The organism is Bradyrhizobium sp. 604_D8_N2_3 (assembly GCF_051810765.1).
Taxonomy (GTDB): Bacteria; Pseudomonadota; Alphaproteobacteria; order Rhizobiales; family Xanthobacteraceae; genus Bradyrhizobium; species Bradyrhizobium barranii.
Genome location: NZ_JBPWPM010000001.1, coordinates 4871232 through 4882988, shown reverse-complemented (window position 1 = coordinate 4882988; position 11757 = coordinate 4871232). Strand labels below are relative to the sequence as shown.

Below are 11757 nucleotides of genomic sequence, written 5' to 3'. Positions count from 1 at the left end.
TTCAACCAGCCGAACAGCCCCGCATGACCGCTACAGATTTCTTCGGCTTGAAGCGGGCACAAATGCACGTTGCCGGGCATTTGGTTCCTTGTAAGTCCTTCACACGAATAAGGAAATCCCGCTCAACATCTGAGCCCAGTGTTGCGGCTGGGCTACATCAACCTGCGGGCGAACGGGATAGCATCGATTCCTTAAGTGGGCGTCGTGCCTTTTTTGAACTTCTTTCTGGGGAGATTTCTCGTAATGAAAAAGCTTCTAATTGCCGCGGCCGGGATGATGGCCGTGGGTCTATGTGCTCCTGCGTCGGCGGCTGATTTGGCGGCACGCCCGTACACCAAGGCGCCCCCTCCGATTGTCTCTCCGGTCTATGACTGGACTGGCTTCTACATTGGCGCCAACGGCGGATGGGGCCAAAGCCGCGGTTGCGTGGATTTCGTAACTGCTCTCGGAACAGTCGCAGGTGGTTGCGCGGATCGCTCCGGCGGCCTTGTCGGCGGACAGATCGGGTATCGCTGGCAAACCAACCAGTTCGTTTTCGGATTGGAAGCGCAGGGCGATTGGGCCGACATCAAGAACACGCGCGTCAGCCTAGTCGATCCACTCATTTCGACCACAGGGAAAACCGACGCTATTGGTCTCTTCACGGCTCAACTCGGTTGGGCGTGGAACGCCTCGCTGCTCTACGTGAAGGGTGGTGCGGCCGTGACCCACAATCGTCTTGATGTCTTCAACAACTTCACCGGAGTGGGTCTGGACTCGGCAAGTCATACGCGCTGGGGCGGCGCCTTGGGCGTCGGCTGGGAATATGGCTTCACGCCGAACTGGACGGTTGGTGTTGAATACGACCACCTTTGGATGGGGAATGACACCCGCACCTTCGTGGGTGCAGGCTTAGTCACGCCCGGTGGTGTCACTCTCGTTGGCGAAAGGTTCAGTCAGGATGTCGACATGGTCACGGTCCGGTTGAACTATCGCTTCGGCGGTTACGGCTCTCCGGCCAGATACTAATCGCTTCAGTCTGCGCAAACCAAAGCCCCGGCTCGCCGGGGCTTTTTTCTGGCTATGAATTGCTGGCGGTCACTGTATCCTTGCGATGTCCGAGGTGGGTCACAAGCGGCGGTGAACGCCGGTGCTGCCCCGCGTCTGCTCTACCTCCCACAACCGACATCTCAATGGCTTGAACGCTGTTCGGGTTGGGGCCAAGTCCGGACTCATGCGCGCAGCAACAACGACGATCCGATCCACCTCGCGGCGAGGTCACCAGTGACCGCGATCATGAAGACATTGACCCGATCGACACCGTTCAACAGCCCCGAATTGGTAGTGGCTCCAGCTCCGAGAGGGGCCACTTGGAGGTTGGACCTCAAAATGCGAAGAACTCAACCTGAGCAAATCTTGTCAGCCATGCCTCGATGAGCCCCCTCGTGGAGGGATGCCGCCACTGCGCCTATGGGCTGCTAGGCGACGTCGGATGGAAACAGAGCTTCCGAGGGTTCACCTGTCGCGCTTCAATGCGTCCCAACCGTTTTGCTTTTGCAGGAACTCGTTCGACCACGTCCGCATGTCGGACCTTTAGATTGCTTCTAGCATGAGCCCGCGCTGTGAATCGTCGCGAAGCGTTCCCAGAATGATCTCACGTCCAGCACCCGTGTTGTGCGAGCGGTCGGGCAGACAAATGCTTCAACGGGTTGGCTTCAAGCGCGCCTTTGATCACTCTCTCAACCGGCGCATTCATTCTACCCGCGGCGTCGCTTGACTACCCCGTAGCTGGTACTGTCGGCGTATTCCAATCGAAGTGCGGTCGCACATCGGCAACTCTCCCACTGCAAGCTGACAGACGAGGCTCGACTCAAGGTCCGAGAGCCTGTCGGCGATACGTAGGTCCGCACCGTAGCTTGTCGAAGAAAACCTCGCCACTAGTCAAAATTCGATCGAGACTTCAATACGATCGTCAACTCGATGTGGAGGAGGGAGTATCCCCAAAACGCCTTCACTTCTCAAGTTGATGAGGTACTTCAATAAATCGGAAGCGATTTTGTTTTTGCCTGAACTGCGTCCATTGTGGTGACTTCATCCATTCGCGCAATTGAGATACTCGAACCTGAAATTTCTGTTCTTTGGTCCATCGGGACACCGTTGTTCGATCGACATCCACCAAACCGGCGATGAAGCTCAAGCTCAAGTCTGGAGCCTGAGCCAGTATGTATGCTGCCTTCTCCTTAGAGATGTACGAGCTTACCTGTTCCTGCGCTGCAGGAGATAACTTGAGGAGGCCGTGGATAAGACGTTGGAGGTAGGGGCCCGGCGGAGCCACGATGTAGCCCTGAAGCAGGTCGAATGCGATATAAGCAATCGTTGAGTGAGGTAGGCGTCCGCCGCTCCTTACAGGAGCATTCCCGGCTTCCTTGAGAGCTTGTAGCTCCTGCAAAAGAAAAAACGCGAGCGCCTCACCGGCCGTCCCGGGCTCTGCACCCGTTTGAGCAAGTCGTTCTCCTTTCTCCTCATCTGGATCTACAAGGTAAATGACGTCGTAGTGCTCGTTCTGAGTGAGCGATCCTGGTTGAGGGGGAACGTACCAAACAACTTCCGAGTGGTAAGCGCAGCCACTCACAGCTTCAATTATCCCTTCTGGGATCGTCCTGCCGCGTAGTGATTCATACATTTCGTGGCGTAGATCGGCATCAAAGCCTCCCTGCACCCAATCGGTTGGCAAATAAAGCCCGATCATTTCGTGAGCACTGCCTCCCTTGTTTCTTTTTCGCGCCATCGCTTTGAACCTGTGCGCCTTAAATTTAGTACGCACGATGTGCATATCGAATTTCTCGTGCCCGGGCAGCTGTATTTGTTCGCGCCCATTCATCGGCCTCCCCCATAGTTAACCTGCAAAAGTGAGGAATCGCGTGGTTTCTGACTTTGGGGGGCTGGATCGGAGCTATTACGGCAGCAGCACCCACCCTCAGGGGAGCATCGTCTACTGCGGGGTGCGACCAAGACGAAGCCCGGTCCGAAAGGTGCGAGGGCGGTCGCCGGAGCGATGCGCAGCTCCGCAAGTAGGCACCGATGATGGTCCGCAGCATCGCGAGATCATCGCCCTAAGCGAGGGTCGGCTCCATGCGGACATCATCGTGGTGGGCATAGGGACTGCCTCCGCGCAAAATCGGGGGTAGTCGTCCTATGCCCGTCGCTCCGGTCTCACCTTCAGACATTGATTTGGCAAGATAGTAGGTCACCAAGATGAAAGACTGCGCAGTTTCCGGGAACGACCTCAATTCTCCCGCTTCTCGCCAGCGGACGCTCGTTGCGAGCGTGAACGAGTGTATGCACACATTGAAAATCGGCCGGGCAAAACTTTACGAGCTCATCAACGCAGGTGAGCTTGAGAGCTATCGCGAAGGATGCTCACGCAAGATCCTTTGGCGCAGCGTCGAGACTTACATCGAACGCCGCTTGCAGGACGAAGCGCGGCGCCGCAACCGCGGCACTTAGTGCGCGAGTAACCCGAGAAGGTACTGGCGTCAGCCCGCTGAAGCACGCCAGCGTGGTCGTCACTGAATGAGACCACCTACGGATCCCTACCTTGATGAGGGCGCCATACTCTGGAAAGGCGTAGAGGCCGCGCGCCTCCTCGTCGCGGAGCTATTTGAGCTCGCCTTGAAGCAGGGCAGGAGCGTGGAGCAATGAGCAACGCCAATTCGATTTCCGCAGCCCGACGCCGCGAGGGCCGAGCGTGAGCGACGGGATGCGGGGGCTTACCGCCAAATGGAGAGCGATCTGCGCGATTTAGTCAACATGGGTCGCATCACCGCGCAATTGGCACATGATGCGGACGGAGAGCCTCCGCTCTGCGAGAAGCGAAATCTAGCTCTCTTCTCCATCTTCCATCTTCAAGAGATGCTTCTTCAGTTTGAGATGAAGTATGACGAGGGCGATTGGCGGGTTGGTGGAGGGAGTCCGGGCACATGAGGCGCTGACTGCCCAGGCTGTGAAAGACGGGGCCCGCCGCTGCGGGCCTAGCACTCCCGGCGCTCAAATCCGCAATTGGATCGGCAGCCGGGAGCATTGGGGCTGGAATTGCCATGCCGTGCCATGTCGGCCCTCCAAGTGACAATGCGTAGAAAACCGGAGTCCGGTAGTTTTCCGGACTCCATTTTCGGAACGGGGTGTTCTACTGAAGGAACACCGGCGCGATTTGAGCACCAAGTTTTTTCGTTATTCCGGGAATGCCGCAGTGGGGCTGGAACCACGCTGCGGCTTTTCCCATTGTACCCCGCGTCGCAGATCACGCTTCAGGCGGGCAAGCCCACCACGTTGTACTCGAAGGCCACGCCCTCCGGGTCGTGTTCATCGAGCCAAACCTTGGCAGCTTCCTCACTCGCGAACACCATCAGGTCTTTGCCTTGGTCGTAGATCCAGACGGTCATTGATCCCTCTTGAGCTTGCGCCGGCCCCAATGGGGCTCCTTTCCCTTCGGGTTAAACTCCGAAACGTGGTGGCGGTTCAATGCCCGCAGGACGCCGATGCGGGCGAACATCGTCGGGCCGCCACCTTCCGCCACCAGGATCAAGGCTTCCATCGCCGCTTGCCATTCTGGCGCGGCGTGCTCCTTCTTCGGCAGTGCCGCGATGTACTCGCCGGCGTCGAGCAGCGTCACCAGTACGCGATCGCCGATCGTGATCGGATCCTCGAAACGCCGACCCCAGCCTCGTTCGGTCATTCCTTCCGCTTCAGCTCAGGTCCCGCGGCAGCAATGGCGTGTTCAACCTCGTCGGCCAGAACTGTCAGATGCTCGGCCAGCCTCGTGAACAGTTCTCGCTTCTTGGGTTCAGTAGCAAGATCGCGGATCAAGGCGCACTCGGCAGCATCCGTGCGGAGCTTTTCTAACTGAGCCTGCATGTCCTTCATTGCGATCGGTTCCGTTCCCGATGAGGAACTATACCGCTTTGGGCACAAGTGGACAGAACTGATTGCCGGTTTTTCCTATGCTCGTCACCACCTGGCGACCCCATTACCGCCAAGGTCACCTCCAACGGCCCGGCCTCCACACTTCAAAAGCCCCCATGGCCGGGGCCGTTTTTAAGGTGGCTACCGATAGCCCATGCCGCCGATCGGCCCTTTTGCGTTCCAGTTGAAATCCGGTCGCACGTCTGCGCCACGCCCGCCGCAGGCGGTGCAGACGAAGCGCGGCTCGACATCTGACAGCCGGACATCGTCGGGCCAGCGATCGCTGCCGAGAGCAACGTGATGGCCGCAGGGGCAATAGATGAGGACGCCGCGCAAGCCCATCTCGCGCATCTCGCCGAACGTGATCTTGAGCGGCCGGCCGTCGGGGCGTGTGGCGGCGGGCAGGGCGAGGCATGCCGCGATCAAAGCGGCATCCTAAGCGCGTCGCAAATTATCAATCCCTTGGCCCCGGAGCGCGCGCGAGCTACTGCGCGTCGTGGGTGTGGAAAACAAGATCTGGCCGCCGGTTCACGCTGGCGGGCCTAGCACTCCCGGCGCTCTAATCCGCAATTGGATCGGCAGCCGGGAGCAGTTGGGGCTGGAAAGCGAGCGTTGCCATGTTCGGTATCCGCGCGCAATCAATGAAAAAGGGCCGCAACAACTTTCGATGCCGCGGCCCCGCCGGGTTCAAAAAATTAGGTGAAATATGGACCAGCCCCGGCATCCGTGAATGCTATGCCTCTGTGTTTCCGGTGCAACGTAAATCGTTGTTTGGTTAACGGAACCGGGCTGACTGTTGTAAAATGGATGGCAGCATATCTGACATAGATAGAGCAAGTCCCGCCCTTTGCTTCTGTGCTACGCTGGATGTGTCGTTTGTTGGCCTAACTCGGGAACCGAACATAAGCCGCTCTCGTTGTGTTTGCATCACCGCCCAAACCTTGGCTCTTATCGGTGATGAGAACGCCAATCGCGCTCCCGCCTTCCTCTCAGGATAGGAGCAGCGCCATGCAGCGACGCCGTTTCAAGCAAACCACGTCCCTTGAAGAACGCCTTGCCGCAAAGGCGAACCACCTGCGCGAACAAGCCAAAGCCCTACCTCCCGGCGCTCAACGCGAGGACCTTCTCCGCAAAGCCCGCCAAACCGAGACTGGCTCGCACATGAGCGAGTGGCTGAGATCGCCCGGGCTACAGCCGCCGGATTAATTGCTCAATTCCGCTTATTGTTTCGGGAAAAACTGGCACAAACTGCATAGCCGCCCTGGGAACCGGGTTGCTATGATCACTCGTGGGTCGTGAATGGTTATTTCGTATTGCGGTAGTTGTGCTTGGCCTTTTGCCGGTAGCACTGATCGCCTTCGCTCTCTTCGAAAGAGCATTTCATTGATTTAGCCCTTGGTCATTGCGTGTTTCGGTACCCCATGATTGCAAGCTGCGGATCGCCTCGGTCGAAGTCTGGCCGAACCTCGGCGCCGCGACCACCGCAACCACGACAGACGAACCGCGGTTCGAGATCGGAGAGCCTTACGCGGCCAAAGGTCGGCGTCCAGAGGGGACGCAATGTTGCTTGATCGATCCGCTGCGGTTGCCTCGCTCGACAAGGGAGTGCGGCGCGCGAACTCGGCGTGGCGCCGGACGGCGGCCGCCGCTTCGTCCATCCGATGATCCAACCAGACCGAGGCGCACCAAGATCGAGGTACTGGCGTTCATGGAGCAGGCAGCGGCGGCCGTCGAGGCCAAGCTCAACCCGCCCGCTGCTGAGGCAGTCGCAACGTGAAGTGGTGTTCATCGCCTTTGGCTCCTTCCTCGTCGCGTTCGACACCGCGCTCTATTTCAGCGAAGGATGGTGGGCGCCGCTGCGCCACGATTGGCGCTGAATGCCGCTGGGCCGCGAATGTTGTTCTGCACCAAGCCGGACGGATCGCTGTGGAGGGTGCCATGAGGGCGATCCGGCGCGTCCTGGGCGGCCTCTGGAACGCCTTCGGCTGCCTGCTGCTGATCTGCGCAGGCATGCAGGCTGGCCAATGGATCGGCTACGGCAAGGGCGCGCGCGACCTGTCTCGCCTGATCATCGAGATGAGACAGGGCGGCTATGAGACACCCGACTCGTGGGATCGCGGTGACATCTGACCATCGGTTTAACCATCGGTAGCACCATCGGTTGAACCGATGGTTAGAGGAGACGACATGGCCACGAAGGACGACCGCACCGTTCTTGAGCGCCTCCGAGAGTTCGTAATGATGGAGGGATCGGCGCCGCACATGCTCGTGGAGGCGCTGGACGACCTCGACCACCACTATCGCAGCTTCGACCTGCGCTGGAGCGCCGACGTGCTCGCCATCGCCCGCTGGCGTCAGGCAGCGCCTGGTCGCGAGCTCACGTGGCCCGACCACGCCGACCTTGTCGTCTGGCTGCTGAGCGTCTGGCCGGGCAGCTCGCCGAGGTCAGCCCCGGGTGGCCGCTGAAGGTGCCGCCGGGAAGGTCGATGCAATTGCCGGCCGCTTCAGGCAGGCGAGACACCACTTTTGGGACGGGGTGAGACAGTTGGTGAAACACCTACGAACTAGCGGGGGTGTCTCAATGCTGGGGCTCGTAGAAGCATGGAAGGCCATTCGCGCCTGAAGTCGAGGTCCCCTCACAACGAGAGGATGGACCTGAACGCACTATCAGCGCGATTTGCGCCGAATTCGGCCGGCGAGACACCGCGAGTCACCGCGCCCCCCAGATGAGACAGGTGTCTCATTCGTCGTCCGGGCGGAAAACCAATGTGCGAGAAAGACTGAGGGTGAGACACCACCGCCTGCTGGCCGGTGAGACATCGCGATCAAACCCGGTGGGCTGCAGGTAGCCGGCGAGACTTCGAGCTAGACACGCCGAGTGTGGCATCGGCGACCTCGACGGCTTGTTCGAGCAGATCGGGGCGCAGGACTGGCAGCAAGGGGCAATGGCCTAATGCGCCTGATCCGCCTCTACATAGGCCGGCTCTGCTTCAAGCTCAGCATGTGCCTCGCCATCGCCGGCAAGACAATCTCCGGCATCTGACGAGAAGGGCCGCCCGTTCGCATTGGCGGAACACACGACGCTAGGCACCAACAAATACGCCGCCGGGCTCTAATACATTGTCCCGGCGGCGGTGTTCACTTCCAGCCCCGAGATGGAATAGCAAAAATCTCGGATACAGATAGGTACGCACAGAACCTGCGAAGGTTTCAGTTTGTCGGGATGCCAATTCAAGGGCCCGCCGGTTCGCGCTGGCGGGCCATCTCGTTAAGAGAGGCAGGCGACGATGGCGAGAACTACGTCGGCGCCCAGGTCGCCCGAAAACATGGCGAAGATAAATCCGGCACCAAGGGCGACCGCAATTGCTTTCAGCGTGATCATTTTGACATCCCCTCGAGCGCAGGTTTCTCATTCTTCTGCTCGACGCGGGCGCCGCTCTCTCTGCAATTATCATGCGGCTGCTAATCTTGGTGACCAATTGGATATGACATCACGGGCGACAAAACGCGCCGGTGCCATTCGCCATCGCTACGGACAGCATGCTTAACGGGCGGCTGCGGTCCCTAAATGCTACTCAGTCTGGCGCATCCCGCACAGTAAGCCATGAAGTGATTTAGGTGGTTCATAAGGCCGGTGAAGAGGCCCTAGATACTCTGCCAGCCGGCGCAATCCTATCGCCATGCCGTTCAGGCGGGCTGCTTCATAGTCGTACAAATTCGGTGTGCAAGCCCATCCCTCGCACATGTCGGCAAGATGGTCGAGCTGTGAGCTCGACAGCAACCCGAGTGTGCCCATCGGAGGTACAGCGAAAACATCGATTAAGCTCAATGCGTCCGCCCTTAGGATTGGCTTCTCCGGAACGCCCCCTCGATCGAGGATGACTCTTAAGAAGTCTGGGAGTTTCCACATTCTGCATCGCCGTTCAGCTTTGGCCTCTTCGAGGGCGGCTTCTCTGATGACCGTGAGCTTACTTTTCAACTGAGCGATCTCGTCAGCTGAGGAGCTTGCCGCAATGTTCTCCGTAATCTGAGCGTACCTATGCGCGCAGAGCTGGATATAATACTCGGGCTCGAATTTTCCGACCACCAAAGGCCCCGCCAGCGCAGTGGGTGATGCCGATCGGGCGGTTCAAATCGGTGCTTCTCGTTTGTTCAGGTTCGCGCCCATCTTGCAGGTAGTCAGCTCCCCTTCGATTTTCGAGTCCTCCCCAACTCATCAGCGAAAATTTCTGAAAGCTTACGTTGAGGGCTTGGGCAACATGCCAGTCAGAGCGTTACGATGCACATGCGCTAATTCCAACAGCCACCGTAGGAACCAATTAGGCTTGCTCCAGTTGCCGGATTTCCATCCGAAGGAGGACAGCAATGGATTGGAATCGCGTGGAAGGCAACTGGAAGGAAATGAAGGGCAAGGTCAAAGAGCAATGGGGCAAGCTTACTGACGATGACCTCGACGTCATTGCAGGAAAGCAGGACCAACTCGAAGGCCGCCTGCAACAGCGTTATGGCTACGCAAAAGACCAAGCGCAGAAGGAAGTGGACAGTTGACGCTCGCCAGAAGTGGTGATCGACACAAGGGGCCCTGTTTAGGCAGGGCCCTTTTGCTTGAGTGCGATCAAGTTTGTAGGAGTCTGGGCATGTCTGGTCCAACCGAGGAAGAGATCCGCACCAAGGCTTATCAGCTCTGGAAGTTCGCTGGCGAACCGGCATGCAAAATGGATAGGTTTTGGAACCAAGCCGAGAATACGAGGAGCTGTCCGAGCTGGGCGATCCGATCCGGTAATGACTGACAACCTGCCGATCTAGGGTACCCCTCAATGGGAAATGTCTGCTTCCGGGAGTGAAGCAGACTTGAGCAGTCAACACGGCCATTTCGCCTTTTGACGCACAGCTGAAGTCGCCAACAAGAGTCAAATGCCTGAACAAACAAAGGTTGAATAAACGGAACTTTTTCTCTTTTTGGTTGTTGTACCATCGATCCCCAAAAGTGGAGGGATCGAAATGAAAAGTCAGCAGCTAAAATGGTCAAATCACTATCAGCCCTTGCGGTACTCGCCCTCCTCGGAGTCTCGGTGATCATCTTGCCGGGTTTCGCCCCCAAGGTTGAAACGGGTACCATCGCGGTGCCGGCCAAGGGAGACCGGCTTGCGGTCCGAGCGGCCGTCTCCAATTGCTCAACACAGGTTTGGCCGGATTTCACCGCATTCTGTCTGCGAAGCCCAGGCTCTGAAGTGAAAGTCCTGGAAGCTCGTCTTGTGACCGCCCGCCGATAGAGCCGGTCCGATCTCTCACATGTTCCTGATATTTGTAACGCCCGCCACAAGGTGATGGTGAGGTGGGCCGCCTCCCTAACCTCGCGATTTGCAAAAACGCGGCCATCAGCTTGCCGTCGATGTGAAACGGGACTTCCCTCTGCCTTCGCCGGTTGCTTCGTTCAACCTTTGAGCGCTGTTATAGACCGTAGGCCATTGCCAATTAGCTAGCTATCCGACCACCAAAGACGCAGTAATGAACAGTGCAGGGACGCTCGGATCTGAGTTGCTACGCAATTGCGGGTATCAACGTTCGCGGACAAATCTGGCACCGGGCTTTCTGTGAGAGAGTGAGACTAATTATGTCGACAAATGATCTGACGCCGGTGCCGAATGTGCTTGTCGTGGAAGACGAGATGATCCTCCGCATGCGCGCGGTCGACATCGTAGAGGATGCCGGGTTTCGTCCCATCGAGGCCGTCAATGCGGACGAAGCACTTTCGATTCTTGAATCTCGCTCGGACATCTCGCTGCTATTCACCGACATCCAGATGCCCGGCAGCATCGACGGTCTGAAACTCGCGCACGCCGTGCACGAACGCTGGCCGTCGATCAAGATCATATTGGTTTCTGGTCAAGTGAAGCCATCTGACGCAGAAAGGCCGGAAGACAGCCGGTTTTTTGGCAAGCCGCTCGGTGTCGAGCAGATGATTACTGAGTTGAAGACGATGGTGGGCGCAGGTGCGCTGAGGATCGTTCCGAACACAAGCGATTGGCCGGTAGATCAAGCGCTTCGCACGACGGAGGCATTTGATCCGCCGCCCCCCTCTGTCCAGGAGACGACCTTGTCGGCGGAGAACGACAGCCTTCGTCTGCTGCTCGAACAGGCCGGGATAGACGCTGAGGCCCTGCTTATCCAGGCCGGCATCGACGCCAAGAAGCGTGAGGCTGCCGATAAATTGCAGAAGCTGATCCTTGGGGAACTTCACCACCGGATCAAGAATACGCTGGCCATGGTGAGCGCGATTGCGTCTCAAAGCTTCCGGGCCGCGCCCAGTATCGAGAAAGGTCAGAAGGCGATGGATGGCCGGCTGGCCGCGTTGGGAAGGGCCCACGATCTGCTGATGCAGGTGAGCTGGGCAAGTGCGAGTCTTACTCACACGCTCAGCAGTGCGACGGAGCCCTACGACAATCATGGAGGCAGACGCTTTCATCTTAACGGACCGGATATCAGGATTACTTCCGGGGCCGTCATCGCGCTTGCCATGACGTTCAACGAGCTGTGTACCAATACTACCAAATTTGGAGCGCTGTCCGTCTCCACGGGCCGCGTCGAAATCGCGTGGACGATAGACGACTCAAAGCAAAGACTTCGCCTTTCCTGGACGGAAAGAGGGGGGCCGGCTGTCGAGCCTCCGACTCGGCGAAGCTTCGGCACCCGCATGATGGAATCTCTCGGCCAGCAATTGACCGGTCAGATTCAGCTCGCGTACGAACCGGGAGGATTGGTCTACGCATTAGACGTGCCGCTTAGCTCAGTCGTGGCGGCCGCGTGAATACTGTC

General features: G+C 58.3%; 13 protein-coding genes and 1 pseudogene. 9 read left to right on the top strand and 5 right to left on the bottom strand.

The features are described 5' to 3' along the window. Nucleotides 1-243: 243 nt before the first annotated feature. Entirely contained in the window at nt 244-1008 is a 765-nt protein-coding gene (locus AB7245_RS23190) for an outer membrane protein (protein WP_439035026.1), read from the top strand. 982 nt (nt 1009-1990) lie between these two features. On the opposite strand, the gene AB7245_RS23185 is transcribed toward AB7245_RS23190, so the two are convergent. After that, the gene (locus AB7245_RS23185) at nt 1991-2860 is read right to left on the bottom strand and encodes a hypothetical protein (RefSeq protein ID WP_439035025.1); all 870 of its coding nucleotides are present in this window, start codon (nt 2858-2860) and stop codon (nt 1991-1993) included. A gap of 374 nt (nt 2861-3234) precedes the next feature. Between AB7245_RS23185 and AB7245_RS23180 the strand changes: the two genes are divergently transcribed. Further along, nucleotides 3235-3486: a helix-turn-helix domain-containing protein gene (locus tag AB7245_RS23180; protein WP_354133866.1), complete on the top strand. Its 252-nt coding sequence runs from the start codon at nt 3235-3237 to the stop codon at nt 3484-3486. Nucleotides 3487-3759: 273 nt separating this feature from the next. After that, complete coding sequence (locus AB7245_RS23175) at nt 3760-3963, top strand: hypothetical protein (RefSeq protein ID WP_439035024.1); 204 nt, start codon at nt 3760-3762, stop codon at nt 3961-3963. Nucleotides 3964-4286: 323 nt separating this feature from the next. On the opposite strand, the gene AB7245_RS23170 is transcribed toward AB7245_RS23175, so the two are convergent. The 4 genes and pseudogenes from AB7245_RS23170 to AB7245_RS23155 form a co-directional block, all read right to left on the bottom strand. Continuing rightward, nucleotides 4287-4421, bottom strand: coding sequence for a hypothetical protein (locus tag AB7245_RS23170; RefSeq protein WP_354133865.1), 135 nt, complete (start codon nt 4419-4421; stop codon nt 4287-4289). Then, entirely contained in the window at nt 4418-4714 is a 297-nt protein-coding gene (locus tag AB7245_RS23165) for a hypothetical protein (protein WP_354133864.1), read from the bottom strand. Before AB7245_RS23165 ends, AB7245_RS23170 begins: the two co-directional genes overlap by 4 nt. Continuing rightward, nucleotides 4711-4902, bottom strand: coding sequence for a hypothetical protein (locus tag AB7245_RS23160; RefSeq protein WP_038955530.1), 192 nt, complete (start codon nt 4900-4902; stop codon nt 4711-4713). Before AB7245_RS23160 ends, AB7245_RS23165 begins: the two co-directional genes overlap by 4 nt. A gap of 180 nt (nt 4903-5082) precedes the next feature. Beyond that, nucleotides 5083-5356 (bottom strand): annotated as a pseudogene (locus tag AB7245_RS23155) (hypothetical protein). Between the two features lie 593 nt (nt 5357-5949). On the opposite strand from AB7245_RS23155, the gene AB7245_RS23150 reads away from it, so the two are divergent. From AB7245_RS23150 to AB7245_RS23125, 6 genes are all read left to right on the top strand, one after another. After that, a complete protein-coding gene (locus AB7245_RS23150) occupies nt 5950-6147 on the top strand; it encodes a hypothetical protein (RefSeq protein WP_439035023.1) in 198 nt (65 codons plus the stop codon). A 732-nt stretch (nt 6148-6879) separates the two neighbouring features. Beyond that, on the top strand, nt 6880-7071 hold the full coding sequence (locus AB7245_RS23145) for a hypothetical protein (RefSeq protein ID WP_354133862.1): 192 nt from the start codon (nt 6880-6882) through the stop codon (nt 7069-7071). A gap of 57 nt (nt 7072-7128) precedes the next feature. Further along, nucleotides 7129-7407: a hypothetical protein gene (locus tag AB7245_RS23140; RefSeq protein ID WP_354133861.1), complete on the top strand. Its 279-nt coding sequence runs from the start codon at nt 7129-7131 to the stop codon at nt 7405-7407. 1899 nt (nt 7408-9306) lie between these two features. Further along, nucleotides 9307-9489 (top strand): CsbD family protein, encoded by a 183-nt coding sequence (locus AB7245_RS23135; RefSeq protein WP_354133860.1) that lies wholly within the window; start codon nt 9307-9309, stop codon nt 9487-9489. An 89-nt stretch (nt 9490-9578) separates the two neighbouring features. Further along, the gene (locus tag AB7245_RS23130) at nt 9579-9731 is read left to right on the top strand and encodes a DUF2934 domain-containing protein (protein WP_354133859.1); all 153 of its coding nucleotides are present in this window, start codon (nt 9579-9581) and stop codon (nt 9729-9731) included. 824 nt (nt 9732-10555) lie between these two features. Then, the gene (locus tag AB7245_RS23125; RefSeq protein WP_439035022.1) at nt 10556-11749 is read left to right on the top strand and encodes a sensor histidine kinase; all 1194 of its coding nucleotides are present in this window, start codon (nt 10556-10558) and stop codon (nt 11747-11749) included. Nucleotides 11750-11757 lie beyond the last annotated feature (8 nt).